This window comes from Streptomyces sp. NBC_01006, from assembly GCF_045162725.1.
Lineage (GTDB): Bacteria > Actinomycetota > Actinomycetes > Streptomycetales > Streptomycetaceae > Streptomyces.
In genome coordinates this window covers 8639073-8662413 of record NZ_CP108700.1, presented here as the reverse complement: position 1 = coordinate 8662413, position 23341 = coordinate 8639073, and the positions used below count along the sequence as shown (strand labels likewise).

At 68.2% G+C, this 23341-nt stretch carries 18 protein-coding genes and 3 pseudogenes; 8 read left to right on the top strand and 13 right to left on the bottom strand.

All coding sequences use genetic code 11. The features are described 5' to 3' along the window. Positions 1–1057 precede the first annotated feature (1057 nt). Positions 1058–1651, bottom strand: a complete 594-nt coding sequence (locus OG509_RS39755; protein WP_406187420.1) for a hypothetical protein — start codon at positions 1649–1651, stop codon at positions 1058–1060. 74 nt (positions 1652–1725) lie between these two features. Here OG509_RS39755 and OG509_RS39750 point away from each other — a divergent pair. Next, a pseudogene (locus tag OG509_RS39750) lies at positions 1726–2534 on the top strand (IS5 family transposase). 125 nt (positions 2535–2659) lie between these two features. Here OG509_RS39750 and OG509_RS39745 read toward each other — a convergent pair. Together OG509_RS39745 and OG509_RS39740 are read right to left on the bottom strand one after the other, a co-directional pair. Then, positions 2660–3901, bottom strand: coding sequence for a TniQ family protein (locus tag OG509_RS39745; protein ID WP_406187419.1), 1242 nt, complete (start codon positions 3899–3901; stop codon positions 2660–2662). Between the two features lie 40 nt (positions 3902–3941). Next, positions 3942–7061, bottom strand: a complete 3120-nt coding sequence (locus OG509_RS39740; protein ID WP_406187417.1) for an AAA family ATPase — start codon at positions 7059–7061, stop codon at positions 3942–3944. 448 nt (positions 7062–7509) lie between these two features. Between OG509_RS39740 and OG509_RS39735 the strand changes: the two genes are divergently transcribed. After that, positions 7510–8004, top strand: a complete 495-nt coding sequence (locus tag OG509_RS39735; RefSeq protein WP_406187416.1) for a hypothetical protein — start codon at positions 7510–7512, stop codon at positions 8002–8004. 93 nt (positions 8005–8097) lie between these two features. Here the strand turns inward: OG509_RS39735 and istB are convergent, their stop codons facing one another. The 3 genes from istB to OG509_RS39720 form a co-directional block, all read right to left on the bottom strand. Continuing rightward, the gene (istB, locus tag OG509_RS39730; protein WP_406187415.1) at positions 8098–8868 is read right to left on the bottom strand and encodes an IS21-like element helper ATPase IstB; all 771 of its coding nucleotides are present in this window, start codon (positions 8866–8868) and stop codon (positions 8098–8100) included. Continuing rightward, positions 8865–10283 (bottom strand): IS21 family transposase, encoded by a 1419-nt coding sequence (gene istA, locus OG509_RS39725; protein ID WP_406187414.1) that lies wholly within the window; start codon positions 10281–10283, stop codon positions 8865–8867. The genes istB and istA overlap by 4 nt, the downstream gene beginning before the upstream one ends. Positions 10284–10413: 130 nt before the next feature. After that, positions 10414–11277 carry a TnsA-like heteromeric transposase endonuclease subunit gene (locus tag OG509_RS39720; RefSeq protein WP_406187413.1) on the bottom strand — a complete coding sequence of 288 codons (864 nt, stop codon included), beginning with the start codon at positions 11275–11277 and terminating at the stop codon, positions 10414–10416. A 536-nt stretch (positions 11278–11813) separates the two neighbouring features. Here OG509_RS39720 and OG509_RS39715 point away from each other — a divergent pair. The 3 genes and pseudogenes from OG509_RS39715 to OG509_RS39705 all read left to right on the top strand — a co-directional run. Beyond that, a pseudogene (locus tag OG509_RS39715) lies at positions 11814–12273 on the top strand (IS5/IS1182 family transposase); the annotation flags it as partial. 136 nt (positions 12274–12409) lie between these two features. Next, positions 12410–12937 (top strand): SigE family RNA polymerase sigma factor, encoded by a 528-nt coding sequence (locus tag OG509_RS39710; protein ID WP_406187412.1) that lies wholly within the window; start codon positions 12410–12412, stop codon positions 12935–12937. An 87-nt stretch (positions 12938–13024) separates the two neighbouring features. Next, positions 13025–13852 carry a hypothetical protein gene (locus tag OG509_RS39705; RefSeq protein ID WP_406187411.1) on the top strand — a complete coding sequence of 276 codons (828 nt, stop codon included), beginning with the start codon at positions 13025–13027 and terminating at the stop codon, positions 13850–13852. A 148-nt stretch (positions 13853–14000) separates the two neighbouring features. Here the strand turns inward: OG509_RS39705 and OG509_RS39700 are convergent, their stop codons facing one another. Beyond that, entirely contained in the window at positions 14001–14258 is a 258-nt protein-coding gene (locus tag OG509_RS39700; protein WP_406187410.1) for a hypothetical protein, read from the bottom strand. A 376-nt stretch (positions 14259–14634) separates the two neighbouring features. Continuing rightward, positions 14635–15966, bottom strand: coding sequence for a hypothetical protein (locus OG509_RS39695; RefSeq protein WP_406187409.1), 1332 nt, complete (start codon positions 15964–15966; stop codon positions 14635–14637). A gap of 410 nt (positions 15967–16376) precedes the next feature. On the opposite strand from OG509_RS39695, the pseudogene OG509_RS39690 reads away from it, so the two are divergent. The 3 genes and pseudogenes from OG509_RS39690 to OG509_RS39680 all read left to right on the top strand — a co-directional run bounded on the left by OG509_RS39690 (position 16377) and on the right by OG509_RS39680 (position 19680). After that, positions 16377–18164 (top strand): annotated as a pseudogene (locus OG509_RS39690) (pentapeptide repeat-containing protein). Between the two features lie 56 nt (positions 18165–18220). Then, a protein-coding gene (locus tag OG509_RS39685; RefSeq protein ID WP_406187844.1) for an IS5 family transposase occupies positions 18221–19103 on the top strand; the annotation gives its coding sequence in 2 pieces (ribosomal slippage) (positions 18221–18439 and positions 18441–19103; 882 coding nt in all). A 52-nt stretch (positions 19104–19155) separates the two neighbouring features. Further along, complete coding sequence (locus OG509_RS39680) at positions 19156–19680, top strand: ATP-binding protein (protein ID WP_327364335.1); 525 nt, start codon at positions 19156–19158, stop codon at positions 19678–19680. A gap of 191 nt (positions 19681–19871) precedes the next feature. Here the strand turns inward: OG509_RS39680 and OG509_RS39675 are convergent, their stop codons facing one another. From OG509_RS39675 to OG509_RS39655, 5 genes are all read right to left on the bottom strand, one after another. Beyond that, positions 19872–21080 carry an IS701 family transposase gene (locus OG509_RS39675; RefSeq protein ID WP_406187408.1) on the bottom strand — a complete coding sequence of 403 codons (1209 nt, stop codon included), beginning with the start codon at positions 21078–21080 and terminating at the stop codon, positions 19872–19874. Positions 21081–21135: 55 nt separating this feature from the next. Continuing rightward, positions 21136–21726, bottom strand: a complete 591-nt coding sequence (locus OG509_RS39670) for an IS630 family transposase (protein ID WP_406179278.1) — start codon at positions 21724–21726, stop codon at positions 21136–21138. Continuing rightward, positions 21723–22433, bottom strand: a complete 711-nt coding sequence (locus OG509_RS39665; protein ID WP_406187407.1) for a winged helix-turn-helix domain-containing protein — start codon at positions 22431–22433, stop codon at positions 21723–21725. The genes OG509_RS39670 and OG509_RS39665 overlap by 4 nt, the downstream gene beginning before the upstream one ends. A gap of 183 nt (positions 22434–22616) precedes the next feature. After that, the gene (locus OG509_RS39660) at positions 22617–22952 is read right to left on the bottom strand and encodes a hypothetical protein (RefSeq protein WP_406187406.1); all 336 of its coding nucleotides are present in this window, start codon (positions 22950–22952) and stop codon (positions 22617–22619) included. A gap of 17 nt (positions 22953–22969) precedes the next feature. Further along, positions 22970–23296, bottom strand: coding sequence for a polymorphic toxin type 30 domain-containing protein (locus OG509_RS39655; protein WP_406187843.1), 327 nt, complete (start codon positions 23294–23296; stop codon positions 22970–22972). Between the last annotated feature and the right edge of the window lie 45 nt (positions 23297–23341).

The window sequence follows — 23341 nt, the reverse complement described above, 5'->3', positions numbered from 1 at the left end:
GCCGACACACAGCAGCACACGGACGCCACAAGCAGTCACCAGCTAGCCCTGCGGCCTGGACAGCGAGGGGCCCGGAAGGATCCGACACGGTTCTGCAAGGCGCTCGCGCAACAACGGGTCGCCCCTGTGGCGCCCGGTCCCCTCGCACCGCCGCCGGCCACCAGAATCGAAGCGGACCTCTTCCCTCGGCTATCGCGAGGAAAGAGGTGTCCTTCTCGCCAGGGGGCTTGCCCACGGGGTTTGACCTGCAAGAACAGACCATGCCCGATTCAGGAGGGTCCCACCTCCGGTCACACCCACGGTCCCCCGCTGAAAGCAACCCTCCAAGCAACGGTCCAGCCTCCTCCCGGTGCAACCCCGGTCCCCGGCCTCTAGGCGCGCCTCAGCGCGCCTGTGCCGAGACACGTTAGATGTCACCTGGACACGTTTGTTGTCACCGTGTGATTGTGTGGGCCACGGCTAGGATGAGCCGAGGCATGAGAGTTGACACAAAGGCATGCGTGTTGTCACTCGGGGGCATCTGCCGGCAGCTGCGGGGGCTTGGGCCGGAGTCCGCCTGCGCAGGCCAGCACTTCTGTCGCTGAGGAGTTCAGGAAGATCGTGAACACGGACGACCTGTCCACGGAGTAGACGAGACCGGTACGCACAAGCTCCTCCCCGGCCTGCCGGAGGATGTCAACAGAGGCGGCAAGGCCCCCGACTGTGTGGCCACACCGAGCAGCTGTGCGGATACGAATCGCGAACACACCCGCGTGCCGGCTGGCGGGGACCAGACCATCCGAGACGTCGAAGGCGCCTCCGGCAACCAAGGCGTCACGGGCAGGTCCGCATGCCGGGGTCTGTTCACGAAGCATGGCGATGAGGTCCTCGCGAGGAATGCTGCGCACCGGTACCCGTACGACCCAGGCGTCGCCCGTGTGTGACAACTGCAGCGCCTCTCTGGTGACAGCCCGACTGCTTCGACCTGCTTTCTTCGCAGGCTATCTGGTGCCGACGGTGACAACTACTGAGCCTCGGCACATAGGAAGAGTGCATTCGCCTGCTGAACCGTGTCCGCTCAGTCGTCAAAGTGGAGTTCAGGTCGGGTCCAGAGGGCGAGGTCGCTGCTGGTGGCGACCGCCAGGGTCAGCCCGGAGGGAGAGAACCCGGCTGCGCGGAGTTCTGAGTACTCGGCGTGGAAGATGTGCCACCACGTCCCTCCCGCCGGGCCTTTGTGGGACCCGCCGTCGGCGGAGAGGATGACGCGGTCGTGGGGCCACTCGGGGCTGACGACGTCCAGGGTCCAACCGTCTGGCGTGGTGCTGTGCAGGCCGCCGCCGAAGAGCCCGGCGATACGCACCGGCGTGCCCTCGATCGGGCCGAGCCCGGGGCAGGTGAGCTCCGGCGACGCGTCCGGAGTGCTGGTGTCGGGGTTTGGGTCCCGATCGCGGGCAACCTTTTCGCCGGTGACCGCGTCGAAGAGTCCATGGCCGTCGCTGGACACGACCATGACGAGGTCGTGCCCGCTGTCGGGATCGACGGCGAAGCCAATGCCGAGCAGACCCCCGATGGGGGTCCTGCGGTCCAGCACCGGCTGCCACGGCTCCGGGGCTGGCATGACGGTGGCGCCGATGTAGCGCTCGCGCAGCTTCTGCTGGTACTCCGTGATCAACTCGTCTCCCCGGGGCTGTCTGTGTCGAGAGTAAGACATCGTTTCTTATGGCGTGATCATTCGTTGAACCGTGCATGACGGATCTGGTTGAACGGCTGGTGCCGGACGAGTTGTGGGTGTTGTTTCGGCGGGTGGTGCCGCCGACGGAGGTGATACGCCCGCAGGGTGGGGGCCGCCGGCGCGCGGGTGACCGCGAGGCTCTGGCCGCGGTCATCTTCGTGGCGACCTCGGGCTGCACCTGGCGGCAGCTCCCGCCGGTTTTCGGCCCGAGCTGGCAGACGGTCTACCGGCGCTTCGCCCAGTGGAGCCGAGCCCGGGTCTGGGCCCGGCTCCACCGCGTTGTCCTCGACGAACTCGGCGCCCGCGGTGAGCTGGACTGGTCGCGATGCGCGATCGATTCCGTCAGCCTGCGGGCGGCAAAAGGGGGCCACTGACCGGACCGAATCCGACCGACCGCGGCAAGTCGGGATCGAAGATTCACTTGATCACCGACCGGAACGGACTGCCTCTGTCCCTGGGCATCTCGGGCGCCAACATGCATGACAGTCAGGGCTTGGAGCCGCTCGTGCGGGGCATCCCGCCCCATCCGTTCCCGCCGCGGCCCCCGCCGTCGGCGCCCGGCGAAACTGCACGCCGACAAGGGCTACGACTACAACCACCTGCGGCAATGGCTCCGCAAACGCGGCATCCGCCACCGCATCGCCCGCCGGGGCATCGAGTCCTCGCAACGGCTAGGCCGTCACCGATGGGTCGTCGAGAGGACTGTGTCCTGGCTCGCCGGCTGCCGTCGCTCCACCGCCGCTACGAACGCAAGGCAGAACACTTCCTCGCCTTCGTCGGCATAGCCGCAGTCCTCATCTGCCACCGCCGCCTCACCAAATGAAGCGACGTCTAAAGACCACAAACGATCTCAAGGTGACAAGGACGCCGCGCCTTCGGTGACAGCAACCCTGCTCACGATGACTCGGAGGGCGGGGTCGGGGCAGCTGTCAGGTGACAAGTCTGTACTCAGGCAGAGTTCGATGGGGCCCTCCGGAAGCCGCCGTGTTTGGTGATGATCTCCTCGGCCGTTGCCGAACTGCTCTCGCCGCGTCGATGAGCCAGGAGGGCGACCTGGAGTGGGAAGGACGTTCCAGGCCTGGTTCGAAGGGCATAACCCACCTTTCGGTGAATGTAGGTAGCTTCGATCGCCAGGGGTTCGAGGTATCGGGCTGCCTCGTGCTCGTCCGGAGCGCTGAGGAAGCGGTCCGCCATCTCCAGGATCGCGGCGGTGACCGTGGGGTTCTCGGATGGAGCGATGTAGACGCTGACTTTTCGGCGATAGGCGCCGGGGGTGTCCCGCACGTTCTCGAACGCCCGGTGCCGTTGCTCGGCTTCCTGATCGAGGATCTTGGCCAGTGTTGACGTGGCCGCATGGGTTCGTGCTTCGGGCCAGGTCATGAGGATCAGCGTGGCGACCGTCCGTAGGTCGGTGAAGTACTGGGCCGTGGGGACGAGCCAGCCAACACTGCTGACGTGCTCCGGTCCGTCCGATGCAAGGAAGGACACCAGCCGTTCCTGGGTGGCGAAGACAGCCTCGCGACTGCGGCTTGCGGTGGGCAAGAAGTCTTGCAGTTGGTCGGTCTTGGCCAGATTGGCTCCGCAGGCCGGCCGGGCCGCCCGGAGGGTTTCGACCGGTGCGGATCCCCGGCACTGGGTGGGGTGGAGCTCTCCGTCCCGCGGCCGGGCGATCAGGTTCTTCGCCTCGCCCTGGACCTGCTCGCCGCAGTGGGGACAGCGCTGCCAAAGGAAGCGCCCGTGCCGAAGGCAGGCGAAGACAGCGGACAGTCGCCAGATCCGTAGCCATGCTCCGCCGTGGGCCTGCTCGATCTGCGACGATCTTTCTCCGGCGAGGCAGTCAGGGCAGTACTGGGTTCGGTCCGACAGAACCCACGGAGAGACGAACCGTGACCGCTCATCGGCCTGGGACTTGGAATATTCGGTGCTCAGAGGTCCGTAGCGGACTCCCAAAGGAGCCACCAATAGCCGGGTGACCTCCTCACGGGACAGGCGGGTCGTGCGGGAGAACGCGTCCAAGCTGACGTCGTCGAGGCTGAAACCGAGCGCCGGCGAGACCCGGGTGATCTTCGTTCCTTCGGGACGGGAGCCGGTGAGTCCGGTGCGGACGTAGAGGCTCAGGGGATCGACGCCGAGGCGATGGGCCAGCCGCAGGAGGTAGCCGGACAGAGCCTCGCCCTCCAGCGGGTCCAAGCTTCGTGCCATAGGACGGAGTTGCCTCGCATCAAGTGCCTCAGGCATCAGCGGTTCGCCCACCCCGGTCGTCGAAGACAGTGTTTCGGCCCCTCCGGCGTTTGACGGTGCTCTTGGCAGACTCGGCGGCCGGGATCTCGGGGATTTCGCCGGCGCTCGGGTCGCGGTCGGCGACGTTGCCGAGCCGGATAGGGATCGTGGCCAGCAGTTTCGGCGTCAGTTCCTCGGCTCCCGACTCGATGGCCTCCCTGCAACCATCCTCGATCAGCCGCTTGAGCAGGCCGACGATGCCGCGGGTGCGGCGGAAGAGGTATTCGGGCATCTCGCCGTCGGTGAGCATCCCGTCCTTGGCCCTCAGCAACCGCAGCCGGTCCTCGAGGCCAGCCAGGTGGTCGATGAACGCCGTCATGCCCTCGGCGGTGTCGTAGTCGAACGGGTCAAGGTCGACCAGGTCGAACCGACGCTCGGTCTGGGTTGCGGCGGAAGGGTTAAAGCTGCTTCCGGCCTTGGCCGAGCCCAACACCCACTGCCCCGTCCGGGGGTCCGCGTGACCGCCCATGATCAGCCCCGAGTTCGGGATGTCGACGCCGATGAGCACGAGCGTAACGTTGAGGTCCATCAGTTCGCGGACCAGGTCGAGGGTGTCCTGGTCGTCCTCGCGGTGGAGCCGCAACCGGGTGATGTCGTCCAGTAGCAGCGCGGTGGTGTGATGGTCGCGGATCGAGTCGCGAACCTGTCGGATCATGCCGTTGAGCGTCTTGGGGTGCGGGGCGCCGAAGAAGTCGAGGATGGCCGCGCAGAGCCCCTTCGGTGTCGCTCGCACCGGGGTTCGGCAGTAGGCGACCGGCACGAACAGGTCGCGGGTTCCGGGAACCGGCCCGGGCAGAAGCTGCCGATGCAGGTCCCGCCAGAGCTGTTCGAAGGCTGCGGCGGCCGCGCAGGCAGTCTCGGTCTTCCCCAGAAAGCCCCCGCCGCTGATCATGAGGCCGTCTCGCGTGCCCGGCTCGAAGTTCAGCGCGTTGTTCCGCAGCCGGCCCCGCATCAGCTTGGTGACCCTCGCGCTCATCGGCGTCTCCAGCAGCCCCATGTTGACGTGGGTGGCCGTGCGGTGCAGATCGTTCAGCGCCCGTCGCCTGGGGCTCAGCACCGCGTACTCCTCCATGGACAGCCGTGGCGCTGGAACGAACGTGCCGCGCTGCTGCTGCCACTGCTGCCAGCCCTCCCAAGTTGTGCGGTCCGGCGGCGGCCCCGACCGGAGGAAGGGGACGATGCCGCTCTCATCCTGTGTGCGGTCCGCCATGCGGCTCCTGTTCGTCGTCCTCCGGAAGGAGGAAAAGGTCCCGTCTGCCCGTGGACTCTCCCAGGGCGGGCGGTGGCGCCGGACGGCCTGCTCGCGCCGGTGCCGGCGCTCGGCGTCGATGCTCTGCTCGGCCTGCCTGACCCGCTGGCTCCAGCGCAAAGGCGTGACGACCGCCCCGACTTCGGCCGCATCCGGGATGCGAGCAGGTGGCATGTCCGGCGGCCGGTCGGCTCGGGCCGCGGCCGCCTGGCTCACCTCACGGGCATGCTCGGTCCGCTCCGCCTTCCGCAGGCTCTTCCAGCCGCTGACCGGGGCCCGCAGCCCGACCAGTTCCAGCAGCACCGGCAGCAGCTCCCGGTCGGACTTCGGCTGCAGCCCGCTGGCGCAGACCTTGGCCATCAGCTCGCGTACCCGTGCATCCCCGAAGGCCGGGGCCTGACCGTCAGGCGGTAGCCCGGTCCAGTCCAGCGGGTGCCAGTCGTGCGTGATCGGATCCTGAAAGAACACCCGACGGCGGTCCCTCGGATCACGGCGGATGACCCACTTGCCCCTCTGTCGGCCGCCCCGGCTGGACCGCTGGCCGCGGTAGTCCTCCAATGCCGGGCCGTCATACCAAAGGTCGCGAATCTTCACCCCGCGCCGGGGGTGAATGCTGACGTAATGGGTCGGCAGCAGTTCGTAGAACAGCTCCGGCGAGGGGATGTCCATGCCGAAGCCGGCCTGTGCGAACGATGCCGCGAACAGGGTGTTCGGGCTGTGGTCCCCGCCCGGGTCCCAGCTCGGTGCGTACTCCCCCAGCCGCCGCCGCTGCCAGACCGACACGATCCATGTCGCGATCAGGTGCTCCATCGCGTCGATGGTCAGCACCGCGTCGCCCTCCGGGTCGGCTCCGCGATCGGCAGCATCGATCCCGGTGTAGCCAGGCAGCTGCTCGAACAGCAGCGACCGGATCGAACCGAAGGCCCGCTCAACCGTCTGCTTGTCTGTCGGCCGCAGCACCCGGGCCGGGAGGATGTTGCAGCCCAGCACCCGCTCGACCTCCACCAGGTGGTGGTTGCGATAGACCGACCCGTGGTCCGTCGTCACGGTCTCCGGGGCGAAGAACGGCAATCCGGCGACCTTGTGACCGGCGAACTCGGCAACCACCGCCGCTGGCAAGCCGGGATACGGCCACTCCAGGTCCTGGCACCACTCGTCCCGCATCGGCAACGGCAACATCACGTCCCGCAACAGCATCGCGACGTCGACCGAGGTGTCGGACACCAGCGTGAGCCGGAACGCGCAGAGCGAGTGGGTGTGGACGTCCATCGCCAGTGTGAGGTGGGCCTTCACCGGCTCGCCGAACACGCTCTCCCGGACCATCACCGGCAGCACAGTGGTGTCCAGAGCGACGACCTGGCCCGGACGGTGCACCACCACGTGCCCGTTCTTCTCCGGCAGCTCGGCCGACCTGGCATACCTCTGGCGAGATCCTCCAGGGCCGAACCACTCCTTCCAGACCCGGCACAGCGTCCGATACGAAGGAGCGTCCTTCTCGGGATCGAGGTCGAGCACTTCGCGTACGTACTGACGGATCATGCGGTCCTTCGTCCGCATGCTCACCCTGGAGCGGTGCAGTGTCTCCTGCCGGACGGCGAAAATCGCCTCACGGACTGCCTCGCTGACGCTCGGGTGCCCGCCGCTCTCCCGCAGCCACCGGTCGTCAGCACAGCCGATCAGTCCGAACCGGCGGCGACCCTGCTCCCAACGGATCAGCGTGCGATAGCCGACGCGGCCCAGGCCCAGCAACCTCGCCTGCTGCGGGTCCATAGCGCCCAGCTCGGCGACCTTCGCCAAGCGGCGCTCCGTCAGCGTCGTCATGGCCGGGTCGTACTCAGGTTTCGGCTCACCTGGCCCAGGCCGCAGCGGGTCGCCACCTCGGAAGCCAGTCCCCACCTCCAGCAGGTGGGCCAGCCGCAATGCCGCCAGGTAGCGCTTGCCTGGCTCAAGGTCCTGCAGCGTCTTCGTCTGCCTGCCCCGGCCGGCCCCGGCGGATGACGTTCGTGAAGAGGAACGGCAGCACGGGTGATTCGCCAGAAACCGGAAACTCACCCGCTGCCGGGTCCCATCGGGAGCCACCAACTGCACTCGGCCCAGCTCGGGCTCACGTAGTTCGACACTCCACTCCCTGCCGTCCAGCACCAGCCCGGCCCCCGGCGACAGGTCCAGCACCCGCGTCGCTGTCGGCGTACAACCTCGGCTCCCCAGTTGTGTACGGATGAACGTCCCCGTCTACGGTTCAGGGGTAGCAGAGCGTTGGAGGACTGGGTTGGAGCTGTGGGACCAGAACGTCGCGCCGTACGGAGAGGAGCTGGAGGCGTTGGACAACAGCACGCGGGCCGACCTCGTGCTGAACGTGGTGGCATCGACGATGCCGCTTTTCGAGCCGCCGTTCGACGACTTCTTCCCAGAACCGCACCGTGAGCTGGTCAAGTCCGTACTGACCCTGCGCGCACAAGCTCCAGCGAGCTGGTGGGACGACTTGGCTTTCGCACGAGACTTCCTGACTCAATACGACCTTCTGCCGGATGTCCCCACCAGGCCAGCGGTCGGCCCCTTCCTGATGGCGCTGGTTCGACTCTTCGAAGCGCCTGGCAGGTTCCTGTCGGCCGACGAAGCATTGGAGTGCCTGTCCAGCTGCTACGAGGCAATCCTGGTATCCCAGTTGACTGGGCGAGTCACAGTTGAAGACGAGAAGCGGGACCCAATGTGCCAGCAGGCCATTGCGCGGCAGACGGTCCTCGTCCTGCGAGCGCTCGATTGAAGCCGTGCGATCACCAAGTGTCACCGATCGCGAGGTGTGGCATACCTTCCGAATCGACAAGGAACATGTTCCTCGTCGGATATCCGGCCCGGATCAGGCCACGTCGGTGTCTCGCTCGATGGCCTTGAGTCGGTTCTTGAGACGGTAGCTGGGGCCGTTGATGGAGATTACGTCGCAGTGGTGCAGGAGGCGGTCGAGGATGGCTGTGGCGAGGACTTCGTCGCCGAACACCTGTCCCCATTCGCTGAAGGTCTTGTTTGAGGTCAGGATGATCGAGCCCTTTTCATACCGCTTTGAGATGACCTGGAAGGCCAGGTTCGCTTCTCCGCGTTCGAGGATCTCGTAGCCCACCTCGTCGACCACGAGGACGCCCGGCCGCAGGTAGGTGCCCAGCTTGTTGGCCAGGCGGCCGGCTGCTTCGGCGGCTTTGAGGTTGCGGACCATGTCGTCGAGGCTGGTGAAGTAGACCGAGTAGCCAGCCCGGCAGGCCGCGACGGCCAGAGCGACGGCGATGTGTGTCTTGCCGACCCCGGGCGGCCCCAGGAGAGCGGCGTTCGCCTTGGCCTCGACGAACGAGAGGGTAGCCAGGTCTTTGACCTTGCGCGGGTCGAGGTCGGGCTGGAAGGAGAAGTCGTACTCATCGAGTGTCTTGTGGTGCGGCAGCCGGGAAAGTCGCAGGCCCTGGCGGAAGCGGCGGTCGTCGCGGACGGCCAGTTCCTCGGAGAGGACCAGGTCGAGGAAGTCGAGGTAGCCCATCTTCGCCTCGTCCGCCCGGCGGGTGAACTCGTTGATGGTTTCCGCGAGGTGGGGCAGGCCGAGCTTGCCGGCCGTGGTGCGGATGCGGTTGCCGGTCAGCTCGCTCAAGAGGATTCCTTCGTCGCTCGATGGGTGGTGAACGGCCGGGTTCCGGTCAGCTCGTCATAGACCGACAAAGGCCGTCGGCCGACCTCGATCCGGGTGGCCGCGGCTCTGTTCAGCAGGGCCTGCAAGGGGCCGACTTCCTCGCCCCGCGGCCGCTCCGGACGAGGCTGGACCGGAACGTCGCCGGTGGTGGTCCGGCGTCCCTTGCCGGTGGGCAGGCCGTCCCAGTGTGTCTCGTCGACTACACGGGCACCGCGTCCGATGGCCCGGGGATGGGAGGCCAGGAGCGTGCTGCCGTGGGCGTCGGCGAGGGTGGCATACAGCATGACCTGGGATTTCGTCGCCCGGATCTCGACCAGCTGGCGAGCGCGGACTCGGCGGGCCGGCACGGAGTAGAGGTTGCCGTCGAAGGCGACCAGGCAGTCCTTGCCGACGTGCCGCAGCTGCCGTTCGGCCACCAGATACGGAGTCGGGGGAAGCGGCTTGAGAGCCGCGTGATCCCTCGCGGCCCGCTCCGCGATGACCTCCCGGTGGGTTTTGTGGATCTGGGCCCGCCTCTGCGGCACCCACGAGGTGAATGCGGCATCCATCTCCTCGACGGAGGAGAACGACCGGCCGGACAGGACGTGGTCGCGGACGATCAGGACCTGCCGCTCGACCCGGCCCTTGCCCTGCGGCCGGTAAGCGGCCAGGACGTCGATGTCGAAGTCGTAGTGGCCGGCGAATCCGACCGCCTCCGGATGCAGCGGGACAGCCTCACCAGGTGCGACGTGCCGGCGGACGACGGTCTTGGTCCGGTCGTAGACGATCGTCATCGGAGCCCCGCCGAAGTGCGCGAACGCCCGACGGTGGCAGTCGAAGAAGGTCTGCAGGTCCTGGCTGGTGGTGAAGCAGCAGAACGGGTCTCGCGAGTACGAGAGCGTCATGTGGAAGGAGTAGACCTTCGCGATGCCCATGTGGGCGAGGATCTTGCCCTCGTCACCCCAGTCCACTTGGGCCTGGGCGCCTGGGATCACCTCGAACCGGCGGTGCATGCCCGCAAGTTCTTTGGGCGTGATCCCGAGTTCCTCGGCGATCCTCGGCCGGGCCGTCTGAACGTAGAGCTTGACCCGCTGATAGTTCCCGGTGAAGCCGTACTCCTGGGCCAGCCGCTCGTGAATGACCGCGGCCTTCATCAGGACCTCGGCCCGGAGCATCGAGTCGATCAGCGGCCCAAACTCGTCGATCACCCTTGCCCGCGACCGCCCGCTCGGCGACCGCCGCGGAGGGGTCGCCGGCCCCGGTGCCGTCAGGTACTTGCGGACCGTCTTCCGGTCCAGCCCGGTCTCCCGAGCGATTTCCGACAGGCTCATCGCCCCGGACTCCAGCAAGCCACGAAAGCGTCGAAGCTCCAGCCAACGCTGCGGATCCAAGACCACTGCCAGCCCCCTCCGCCACCCAAATCGACCAAGCAGCAGAGTGCCGAGCAGCAGGTCTCACCGCATCAGCAACTATCCCTATTCATCCGTACGAGACTGGGGACGTTCACGTGTACGCCGACAGTCGCCGTCACAGGCCCGGCCCGGTGGAACGGACGACGAACGACGCATCGCCGAAGGACCTGCTCAAATCAACGCCCACCTGACGGTGCCAGAGCAAGTGCAGCAGCTGAGCCCGAGCCACCGGAGGAACCGACGTCGCGTCCGCCAGCTCGCCGAACGTCCCGCCCCGCCGAGCGGCTTCAAGCAGGCCCGGACGCAGCCCCAGCGGATCACTCAGAGCCCGTCGCTGGGAGGAGAAGGCATCCACCGCCGCCGCAACGTTCTCCCGCCACTGAGCGGCAACCACGTAGTGCCAGCCACAGGCCGCCGCGATCTCCGCAGCCGCGGCGAACGCCTCCAGGTCTGACCTCTTGATCAGTGCCTTCGGCCGGACGTCGACCAGCCAGACGCCTGCCCTGGTAACGGCAAGGAAGTCCGGGGTGTGTGCCCGACGCTTCCCGCCGGCATCGAACCCGAATTTCACCGGCTGCGCGATCACATCGACCACTCCGCCGGCGAAGTCCAAGGCGAGCAAGACCCGGGCCTCTTCGAGACTCTCGGCGCCGTGATGCCGCCCCGTACTGACAAGGAAGTGCAGACCGGGACGGTGCCGCTGAGACCGCCGCCACGAGAACCAGCGGGTCGAGCCACCCTCCAGCACCGACGTCCGAGCAAGGTCCCGCACCACGCAGGACACCGGGCCGCGGCCCGAGGACCATGTCGCCGTCCATCTGCGGGACCACCCGTCAGCGAGATCCAGCTCTTCCAGGCCGTCTGCGAGCGACACCGGAACGAGGAGATCAGCCCAAGCACAGTCGTACGACCACAGCACCCCATCTGGAGGTGCCACCGTCACGTCGGCACGCATGCCGGACAGTCGCCCATCGTCCATGCCCCCAGCCAACCGCCGGACCCATCAAAGGCGGGAGATTTCTCCGGATCTGGTGACAACACGACTGACCGCGTACCAGAGGTGACAACAAGCTTGGCCAACTGGTGACAACCACCGTGTCCCAGTCGTCGGAAAGGCGCAGACCGCTACCTCTCTCTGGTGACATCTAGCGTGTCCCGGCACACCTTCACGGCCGGGGAGGCTTGCCCACGTGCGCTGGACGGGTGAAGGCTGGGCCTGTGGCGTGCCTGGCCCGGCGGGCAGCCGGTTGTGGGTTCAGCGGACCGACCGGCCCGTGCACGGGCTGTGTCTGCGAGGTACAGGATGGGACGGCACAAGCTGCACAAGCCGCCGCGCGGTGAGGGTGGGACGAGTCGGACGATCACAGCGGTACCTCCATCCGGTGGCGGCACTCTCCCGCCTCCACCCCTTAGAACGTCCGCCAGTAGGCCATGGACGTGACGAAGGCGGTGGCATGACGGACACGAGTTGATGATCACGGAGTTGTCTACGCTCTGTGATCATCGGGAGAGTTCGTGTCCGACGTGCCCGCGTCCATCATCGCTCCGATCCGTGAGGAGTTCCCGTGTCTGCTGCCCAAGCGTGAGGATGCGCGCCCCTTGGGGTGTCACAACCCGCTGATCTCGGACGGCATCGTGTTCCACCGGATCATCTTGGCGCTGGTGTCGGGGATGGGCTACGAACGGGTCGCGGACGAGGCGTGTTCGGCGACCACGATCCGCCGCCGACGGGACGAGTGGATCGAAGCCGGTGTCGTCGGCGGCTTGGTCCTCGCGGTGTTGCGGGCCTACGACACGATGGTGGGTTTGGAGCTGGAGGAACTGGCTGCGGACGGCTGCATCACCAAGGCCCCCACCGGCGGTGAAACCGCGGGCAGATCACCGGTGGACCGCGGCAAGCAGGGGCTGAAGCGGTCCCAGCTGACCCGACGGTTATGGCATACCCGTCGTCACCGTCCCGGCCGGGGCCACGACAACACGGTCGCGCAGGGGGCTGTACGAGGCGGAGGGCTTCGTGCGATAGGAGTTCCACGTCTACTTCCACGAACTCGGGTGAAACATTTCCCGGTCTCCGTCGCGTCGATGGGGTGAGACGACGCGAGGGGGAGTAGATGCGGCAGGGTCGCGGAGACGGGTTCCGTGAGTTCGCGGAGGGCAGATCGGGGCACCTGTACCGGTCGGCCTGTCTGCTGGCCAGCGGGGACACCCATCTCGCGGAGGACCTCGTGCAGGAGACCCTGGGCAGGATGTACCTGCTCTGGGGGCGTGTTTCCCGTATCGACAATCCGGCGGCGTACGCACAGACCGTGCTCGTACGGGCCTTCCTGACCCACCAGCGCCGGCGGTCCGCGGGAGAGCGCCCGGTCGGGGAGTTCCCCGAGTCGGGCGCGGCCGCCGCCGGATCCGGGCCCGGGCCCGGCGATCCGGCGTTGCGGCTGACGCTGCTGGAGGCCCTGGGGCGGCTCGCGCCCAAGGACCGGGCGGTGCTCGTGCTGCGGTACTGGGAGGACCGCAGTATCGAGGCGACCGCCGACGCGATGAACACCAGCTCGGCGGCGGTCCGTACCAGGACCTCGCGGGCGCTCGCCCGACTCAGGGAGCAACTGGGCGGCAGCATCAGTGAGTTCGCGGGCCATTGAGAACGGAAATGGCCAGGCCGCCGGTGGGCGGCCCCGTGCGGGTGTGGTCCTCTGCACTCACCCTGAGAACGGAAGGTTTGGTTCCCCATGCCCTTTGAAGACGAGCTCGGCGAAGCCCTCCGGCGTGCGGGGGACGGTTTCACGGCCGACCGGCACGCCTTGGTGGAAGCCGGTGAGCGGCGCGGACGGCGGCTCGTGGCCCGCCGCCGGGCCGCCGTGATCGGCGGATCGGTGCTGTCCCTGGCCCTGATCGGCGCGGTCGGGGCCTACGCCGGGGGGCTGCTGGACGGAACGGGCCGGGTCGAGATCGCGGCGCCGCCGGAACCGTCGGGCGGAGGGTCCGGCGGGGGCGGGGGCGGCGCCCCGGAGCTGCCGCCCGGCGGTACCGGCGCGGTCTCCGCGGCACAGCTGGTCGAGGTGTTCAAGGGGTTGCTGCCGGGAGGGACTCTGTCCGTAGAGCATGCGAACGGTACCGACGGCCACGGCGCGGGGGTCGCCGGCGTGTACGACGACGGCAAGGGCGGAGTGGCGATCAGGCTCACCCTGGTCCCGGTGGACCCGAACGGCAGCATGGCCAACATCGCGACCCTTTGTAGGAAGAAGGATGTGCGGCCGGACGACGCCTGCACGACGGAGCAGCTGGCCGACGGCTCCAGGCTGCTGACCCAGCAGGGCTACGTGGCCCAGAACCCCGCCATAGACATCAAGGAATGGCGGGCCGCGCTCGTGACCCCGCAGGGGTTCCTGGTCGAGCTGTCCGAAAAGAACGCTCCGCCGATGGAGACCACGACGTCCTCTCGCCCCAACCCGCCATTGAGCCCGGCCCAGCTGAGGGCGGTGGTCACCTCGGACAAGTGGCAACCGGCGCTAAACGACATGCACCCGGCCGTGCAACTGCCGGGCCGGACGCCCTGATCCCCGAACGCGCTGCGGGATCTGAAGGCAGCGGAGCACTGCAGAGCATCGACTACCACCCCAAGTGGCATGAACTGGACTACTTAGCGGGACTTGGCGGCAGAACGACAGCAGTGGAGTGCTTGTGGGACGGGAGAACAAGCCCCGATCAGGGTTGGGCGGGCAGCGGCACTCGAGGCGGACCGGCGGGTGGGCGGTCAAGGAGCGTGGCGAAGAAGCCCGCGAGCAGGGGCTGGGCGGGGTCGCGGTCGCGGAGTTCGTCGTGGCCGAACCGGAACACCTCGTAGCCGCGGAATTTCAGATCGCGGAAGCGGCCCTCCCGCCGGGCCTGGGCCAGCTGCGCGGACAGCCGCCGGTACATCGGCGGCGTATGCGGCAGCACGCCCTCGGATACGAGCCGGTACATCACCTGCCGCAGCGTGACCTAGAGCGGCGCGTACCCGTCCACGATCTGCCGCGATGTACCCCTCGGCGCGGCCGCAGGTCCCCGGGATACGGATAGACCTTTCCCCTCGGCTATCGCGAGGTAAGAGGTGTCGTTCCCCGAAGGAGGCTTGCCCACGGCCCCTGACCTGCGCGAATGGAAGATCATCAATTTCGGGGCTCCCACCTCCGGTCACACCTGCGGTCCCCCGCCTAGTGCACCCCTGCAACCACCTGTCCAGCCCCCTTCCGGTGCAACCCTCCAGCGGGTCAGGCTGCGCCCGACGGCCTCCCCGGCCGGGGAGGCTCGCCCAGGTGCGCTGGACAGGGCCGGGGCGCAGCCGGCTGGGGTCTCGTGTCTAGCTGTCGGAGGGTTTCGCGGAGGGCGGCAGGGCCATGTCGAGGAGCGCGTCGATGGTCTTCTCGTCCAGCTTGCTGTCGAGGTGGAGGGATCGGCGGATGATCTTCCCGACGGTTTCCGGGTCCACGTTCAGCCGTGTGTGGGCGTCCAGGCAGATGTCGCTCAGGAGTCCTGCGGTGTGGTCCGGCTTGCGCTGGACGTACCAGTCGAAGATCTGGACCACGTCGCGGCGGAGGGTGCCGAGCCAGATTCCGCTCCTCCCCTTCTGGACTCCTGTGGCCAGATGGGAGAGCACGGCCTCGATCAGCGTCGTGCGCAGCGCCGACATGGGGACGAGGCTTTCGGTGCCGACCGTGAGGGAGACCGCGGGCCACCAGGCGAGGGTCTTGGCTGCCTCCTCGGTCTGCTTCCCGTCCCCCTGGATGACCTTGGTGAGGCGGTTGTGGTCGGCGACGAGCCCCTGGGGCTGCGGGGTGCCGAAGGAGGTGGTGGCGGCAAGGAGTGCGCCGGGGCCCTGGGCGCGGTGGTGCTGTTCCGCCCAGTCCCCGGCCACGGGCCGCGACCACAGAGGTCCGCCTGCGCCGTGGGCCTGCGGTTCGGGCATCTTGTGGTCTTCGAACTTCGGGTCCGGGAGGTCGTCCTCGGCGATGCTCGCGATCTTCGCCAGCCCGGCGCGGTCCACCAGGAGGCCCGGCTCCAGCTCGGGGGCCTTCAGGTCGACGACGCACTCGTCCAGCGGCCGTGCGTCCAGCACGCGCCGGCGGTGCTCCGCCCACAGCGCCAGGTGATCCCGCCAGCTGAGCAGGGCCGTCTTGTGAGCGGTGAACCCTGCGATGGTGGCAATCGTCGCCTTGCTCGGGTCGGCGGGGTGGACCAGGAGGTCCGCGGCCGTGACGGTGAGCGCGTCCTGGACGCGACGGGCGTCGTAGCGTTCGTAGGCGCCGTCGAAGACCACGCCGGGCCGGTGCCAGGCGATGCCGTCCCACCAGTAGCCGCCGTGCCGGTAGAGGAAGCCGGTGTGGCTGTACATCCAGTCGTGGTGGAGGCCGCTCCAGCTGCCGTCGGTGACCAGCAGGACGGTGCGGCCGTGCTCGGGGTGGTAGTGGACGGCCCAGGCGTACGCGCGGTTCTTCGGCTCTGTGGTGAACGCCACCCAGCCGCCTCCCGGTAACGGGTCGGTGCGGCCCCACAGTCCCTCGCCCTGGTCCCGGCCGGTGCGCTCGATCGCGTCCGGGTTGTCGAGCGGCAGCCGTTCGTCGTTGATGAACGGCAGACCCGGAACGGGATGATCGGTACGAAGTCCGTTGGCCACCGGACGGAAGTCACCCAAGATCTTCTCTCCCTTGCGACTTGAGAACCCCACGCGACACGGGGGGTGAGTTCCCCCCATCCCTGCGGCAGCACCGGCTCCGTTAAACCGCTGGGGCCGGTCCGTCCGACCGGGCAGACCTGCCTCTGGTTCGCGCATATGCGGGTGAAGCCGAGGCCGCTGATGGCGGCTGTGGTGACGGTGCCGTAGGCCACGGCCACGGCCACGGCTCCGATTCCGGCTCCGGCCCAGGCCCAGACTCCGGCTCCGGCTCCGGCTCTGGTCCCCCTGGCCCCCGGCTCCGGCTCGGACTCCGGTGCCCGGTCCCGGCGTCGGGGCCGACCCCGGTCATTGGTCCTCGGCCCAGGCCCCCGGTGGGCGCGTCACGGGCTTGCCGCAACCGGTCGCTTGCCGTGCCACGTCTCATGGACATGACCGCTGCCCCGTACCGCCGCACCGCACCGGACGTACCGTCATGGCCGCACTGCGCCGAAGCCCCGCCGGGCGGCGCCGGGTGCAGGGGCCGGCGGGTCGAGCCGTACGCCGTATGCCTGGCCCACCTCCCCGACGCCGAACGCGCCGCCCACCTCGCGGGACTCCGGCCCGGCGCCGACCTCGACCACCGCGGCACCCGCTTCACCGTAGGGCTGCTCAGGGAGCTCCTCACCGCGCTCACGGAGCCCTCCACGGCCGGGCCGCGCATCGGCCAGGCCCGTTTCGAGGAGGCGGTGTTCCACGGCGCCGTGCGCTTCGACCTGGTGCGGATCGACGGCGACGCCCTGTTCGACGGGGCCGAGATCGCCGGCAACGCCTCCTTCGACCGGGCCGAGATCGGCGGCCGCGCCCTCTTCCGGCAGGTGAGATCGGCGGGGACGCCGGCTTCGAACGGATGACGGTCCGCCGGCGTGCCGTGTTCGAGGGAGCGCAGGTTGGCGGCAGTGCCTCGTTCGAACGGATGCGCGTGGACGGCCGTGCCGTCTTCGACGGGCTGAGGACCGGGCGGGACGCGGGTTTCAAAGGGATGGAGGTCGGCGGCTTCCTCTTCCCTCGACCAGGCCCACATCGGCGGTGACGGACACTTCGACCGGGCCAGGATCAACCTCGCCACCACGCTCCGCGGGCTGACGGCCGGCGGCCGGGTGTCGTTCGCCGGGGTGGCGTTCGAGGGCTCCGCACGGGTCGGCCCGCTGGTCTGCGCGGGGACGCTGGACCTGTCCGAGGCGGTGTTCGGGGCCGCCATGACGCTGGAGGCCGCCGCGGCAGCGGTGCGGTGCCGGCGGACGCGGTGGACCTCTACGGCGGCGCTGCGGCTGCGGTACGCGGCCGTGGACCTCTGCGACGCGGTCGTCGAGAGCCCGCTGAGCATCACCGCCCGAGCCCGGCCGTTCGCCGTGGACGGCGGGGAAGTGGACGAACAGGGTTTCTCGGGCGGACCCGGCCGCCCGGACCCTGGCGTGCGGATCATGTCGTTACGGGGAGTGGACGCCGCGCACCTGGTGCTGACCGGCGTGGACCTCACCGAGTGCCTGCTCGCCGGAACCGTCCACCTCGACCAGCTCCGGCTCGAAGGCAAGTACACCTTCGCCGCCGCCCCCGCCGGCCTGCGCCGACGCGGGATACGGCCCGCGCGCTGGACCCCGCGCCGGACGCTGGCCGAGGAGCACCACTGGCGGGCCGCCCGCGGCCGGGCGGCCGACGGCTGGACGCCCGCGCCAGCCGGGGAGGAGGTGCAGGAGCCTGCCGCACTGGCCCCGGTGTACCGGCAGCTGCGCAAGGCCTTCGAGGACGGCAAGCACGAACCGGGTGCCGCCGACTTTTACTACGGCGAGATGGAGATGCGCCGCCACGCCGACGACATCCCCTGGGCCGAGCGGAGCCTGCTCACCGCGTACTGGGCGCTGTCCGGCTACGGGCAGCGGGCCTCGCGCGCCCTGGGCTGGCTCCTCGCGGCCATGACCGTCACCGTGCTGGCGATGATGCTGTGGGGCCTGCCGCAGAACGACCCGAAGCCGAGGACCACCGGCACGGTGGCCGGCCGCAGCATCACGACCGACCGGTTCGAGAAGTCCCTGCTGGTGGTCGTCAACTCGGTGGTCTTCCGCTCCTCCGGCCAGAACCTGACCACCGCTGGCACCTACACCGAGATGGCGTCCCGCCTCACCGAGCCGGCCCTCCTCGGACTCGCCGCCCTGGCCGTCCGCAGCCGCTTGAAGCGCTAGGCCCTGTCCGGCGGATCATGTGACGACCGCCTCGCGTCGGGGCCATGGTTCGGTTCGTGGGGCGGGGCGATCTGACGAATGACGAGTGGGCGCGACTTACGCCCCATCTGCCGAAGTCTGGCGGCCGTGGCGGGCGTTGGAACGACCATCGAACAGTGATCAACGGGATCTTGTTCCGGGTCCGCACGGGAGTCCCGTGGCGGGATCTGCCGAACCGGTTCGGGAGCTGGAAGACGGTCTATGAGCGTCATCGCCGGTGGTCGGCGGACGGCACCCTGGGATCGGATCCTGCAAGCCGTCCAGGCCGATGCCGACGCCCGGGGCCGGATCGACTGGAGCATGGTGAGCGTGGACTCCACCTCGTGCCGAGCCCATCAGCACGCCGCCGGAGCTCCGCGCAGGACGCCGCGAGTTCCGAAGCGGAGACCAACACCTCGGCAGCACCGCTCCGACGAAGGACTCGGCCGTTCGCGGGGCGGTCTAACCTCCAAGATCCATCTTGCCGGGGAAGACGGCCTCCGCCCTCTGGCGCTGCTGATCACTCCTGGTCAGTGGGGCGACAGTCCGCAGCTGATCCCAGTCCTCGAACGAATCCGGGTCAAGCGCCTCGGCGGTGGGCATCCACGGACCCGTCCTGACCACTTGGGCGGCGATAAGGCGTACAGCTCCCGCCGTAATCGCCGCTATCTGCGCAGACGCCAGATCAAGCACACCATCCCGGAACCGAAGGACCAGCGGGCCAACCGTCGGCGCCGAGGAAGTCGAGGAGGCCGGCCCGCAGGCTTCGACAAGGAGAGATACAAGCGCCGGAACGAGGTCGAGCGCACGATCAACCGACTCAAGCACTTCCGCGCCGTGGCTATGCGCCACGACAAGCGCGCCTTCGTCTTCCACGGCACTGTCACCGTGGCCTCCATCCGCCTGTGGCTCAGACCGTGATCGGGCGGAAAAGCGGTGGTCGTCTGATCGGCTTGCCTGCCACGATCTGGGTGTGACCACGTTGTTCCTGATGGTCGGCCTGCCAGGGGCCGGAAAGACCACGAGGGCTCGGCAGCTCGCTGCGGAGCACGGCGCGCTGCGCCTGACGCCCGACGACTGGATGATTCCCCTGTTCGGCGAGGCGGAGGCGGACGGGAAGCGCGACGTGCTGGAGGGGCGCATGCTCTGGCTCGCCTTGGAGGCGGTCAAACTTGGCACCAACGTCGTCGTGGACTACGGCTGCTGGTCACGGGACGAACGGTCTGCGATCCGCTGGCTGGTGGAGGCCGAGGAGGCGTGTTTCCGCATGGTCTACCTGCCGGTGGAGGATGAGACCCAACGCGCCCGTATCGCCCATCGCTGGGCGACCACCCCCGAGGAGACGTTGCCTATGTCCGAGGCCGACATCCTTCACGGGCGCGCGCATTTTGAGGAGCCCGACGCGGCGGAGTTGGAGGGCCGCAGGGTCGCCGGCCCGCCGCCCGGCTGGGTCGACTGGCGGGAGTGGGCCGCTCACCGGTGGCCGTCGTTCGCGTGACGGCTGCGGCCCACGACAACTCAGCCGTGCCGAGCGTGCCTGCACTAGCCCGAAATGATCCGCCGGACAGCCCCTAGTAGTGCTTTGTTAGGTGGTGTCGTAGGGCTGCCAGGTGGGTTGTCTGCAGGTTGGGCAGGTGCCGGTCCAGGTGGCGAGTAGGTGTTGGAGGAGGTCCAGGGCCTGGTAGAGGGTCAGGCCCTGGCAGGGGCTTTTGGGCAGGTCCGTTGCTCGGTGAGGAACAGGTGGGCGGCGGTGACGAGGGTGACGTGGCGGTGCCAGCCGGTGAACGAGCGGCCCTCGAAGTGGTCCAGGCCCAGGGCCGTTTTCAGCTCGCGGTAGTCGTGCTCGATCCGCCAGCGTGACTTCGCCAGCCGGACCAGGTCCTTCGCCGGGATGGTGGCGGGCAGGTTCGATATCCAGTACTTCACCGGCTCGTCGTGGCCTTCGGGCCATTGCGCTATCAGCCAGCCGAGCGGGATCGTGCCGTCGGCTGCGGGTTTGGGGCGACGGCCGGCGAGCCGGACCCGTAGGAGCACGAAGTGGGAGCTCATCGCGGCTTTCGAGCCCTTGCGCCAGGTCACGGCCCTCCCGCTGGTGCGTCGGGCGGCCATCACGTGGTCCCGCAGGGATACCGGCCGGGTCCGGTAGCGCGGTTTCGGGCGCGGGCCGAGGCCGCCGTAGACAGGCGTAACCGGTTCGGCGTCGTCGGGATAGGCGGTCATCTCGGCTTTCGCCTGGAGCGCGTAGGCAAGGCCGCGGTCCTCCAGGCCGTGGCGGAAGTCCGCATTCGCTCCGTAGCCGGTGTCCGCGACCAGCACCGCCGGCCGCAGCCCGATGCCGTCGAGTTCATCGAGCATGTCCAGTGCCAGCTGCCACTTCGGACGGTGGTGCTCGTCCGCGGGAATCCGGCAGCGTTCCCGTCGGCCGGCCGCCTCGGGGCCATCCCACGACTCGGGCAGGAACAAACGCCAGGCCAGCGGGGATGAGGCGGTGTCTGAGGCGGCATGGACGCTGACCCCGATCTGGCAGTTGCCGACCTTGCCCAGGGTGGCGGAGTACTGCCGGGCCACCCCGGGCGAGGAACGGCCGTCTTTGGGGAAGCCGGTGTCGTCCACGACCCACACCTCGGGCCGCACCGCGGCCACGGCCCGCCACGCCAGCCGGGCCCGCACATCGCCGACCGGCCAGGTCGAGGACGTCATGAACTGCTGCAGCTGCTGGTGATCGACACCGAGCCGTTCAGCCATCGGCTGCATCGACTTGCGCCGGCCCTCCAACAGCAGCCCCCGCAGATACATAGCGCCCTTCTCACGCTGATCCCGCCGCACCAACGGCGCGAACACCTCGGACGCGAACTCCTCCAACCGACCCCGCACAGCGGCAAGCTCCCCAGCTCTCATACAGCCAGCGAACTACCGCACACCCCATGTGACAAGACCAGCTAACAAAACACTACTACTGATCTTTTCGTAAGTTCGGTGGGTGTGGTGGGTGGATGGTGAGTCCGGTGTGGGTGAGGAAGGACCATGGCAGTTGTGGATTGTGGTTGATGCGGTGGATGCCTTGTTCGGTGGCGTCGGCGACGTCTGCGAGGTGGTCGCCGGCGAGGTTGGCGAGTTCACGTTTCTTGAGTGAGGACCACATGAGCTCCACCGGGTTCAGCTCGGGAGCGTAGGCGGGTAATCGCTCCAGCGTGAGCCAGTCCTGGTCGGCGACCCAGGCACGCATCGCCCGGCTCCAGTGGGCGGACAGCCCGTCCCAGACCAGGACCACCCGCTCGCCGCGATAGAACACCTTCATCTGCTCCAGGACCTCGATGAGGGCGTCGGTGTCGTAGCTGCCGGGCTTGAGATGGAAGCACAGGCGGGCCCCTCGATCGGGGTCGGTGGAGTGGTATCCCAGGGCCCCGGCCATCGACGCCCGCTTCCAGTTCAGCCGGTGCCGCAGCAGCGGGGTCCGACCTCGGGGTGCGTAGGTGCGGCGGATCTGAGGCAGCAGGGAGACGCCGGATTCGTCGAGGAACACGATCCAGGCACGTGTGTTCACGGCCCCTTTTTGATGCGCGGCCATTCGTGCGCGATCCAGCGGGCGATCTCCGACTCGTCCCTCTCCACCGCCCGCCGCTCGGGGCGTTGCAGGCTCCACCCCAGCCGGCCGGTCAGCAGGCGCCAGACCGACGCCCTCGACAACGACACTCCCGTCACCCGCTCGACGACCAGGCCAACCCGTTCCAAGGTCCACAGATCGGCCTCGAAGCCATGCGCCTGAGCACCCCGCTCCAACGCGGCCCGCACCGCTTCCACCTGGGCATCGTCCAGCTTCGGCCGGCGACCGGGTGCCGGCCGCCGCCGCAGTGCTTGAGCCCCACCGTTCTCCCAGGCGCGTCTCCACCGCCGGACACTCTCCGCATGGACCCCCACCATCCCCGCGATCTCGGCATTCGAGCAGCCCCGCCCGAACAACTCGACCGCACGAACACGCCGAGCCTCCGCCAACTCAGGCCGCTTCAAAGGAGGAACAGGAGAACCGGACACACGAGACGAAGACCTGTAGGACACCCCGCCAGCCTCCCACCAACAACGCCACCACACCCACTGAACCAACGAAAAGATCAGTAAATGCCGTCCTGCAGTGCGTGCCTGGTGATGGCCTCTTGCGAAGACACCACCAGCCGACGGCCTGGGGCTGCCATGGGCCCTGCACGCGTGGTTGCCCCAGCTCGGCGTGGGGAGTGAGAGGGGGCAGATCTGCATTATTCACGATGGGGGCCTGTTTATAGGTCAACGGGCTCGGACGGCAGGACCGTCAGAGCCGTATGCCCTCGATGCGCACCCGGGGGAATTGCGCCGGTCCCGTTGCATCGAGGGTGGCGCCATAATGGATGGTCTCCCCGGAATCGACTGCGACCTTCAGGCGAGCACGTGTGCACGCGGCTGTTACTCGCCCCCCGCGATGCGCTGGGCGAATGCATCCATGTACACGCGGTGCTCTACGTGGATCATGGATTCCGGGATTTCTCCCAGTGGTGATAGATCGACACCTTCGAGCTTCCCGCATCCGTCTAGATCGCTCAGCGCGTGCAGTAGGGCCTCCAGGGCCACCCGGGACTCTTCGCGCGGGGCCAGCATGGCGATCAGGTCCCCTACCACTCTGGCTTGGGTGCCGGAGAGCAAGTTCACGAAGTCCTGAACGCGATTACTCGCTTCCGTGCGCAGCGCTTCGTCGAGACTCAGAAGGTCCCGGAGGAAGTCGACGTAATACTCACTTTCCATATTTCCTACTTTTCAGATCAGTGCGGATATGGTACCGGAAGGTGGCTGGGCCACGGAATGTGGGTATCGTTGACCGCCGCCTCATTAAAGTTCTCACTTCTCGGGTTTCCGATTTGCCTGTGGTAGAGCTGACCCGCCTCGTCCTGGAATTGATTCCCGATCTGGATGCGGTAGATAGGGCCACTGCTGGCGTTGGGGCCAGAGTGTGGGCCGAGGTCGGGCCCGTGGACGCGCATACGCACCGTCAGCCCTGTGACATCGTCCTTCCAGCTCCACTTAATGCCGTGCTCGACACCACCCGGGATCGCCCTCCACGGCTCCAGCACGGCGTCCTTGGGGATGATGCTCAGCGGGTCTGTATCTCCACGGAGGTCCCAGCCTCCATCCTG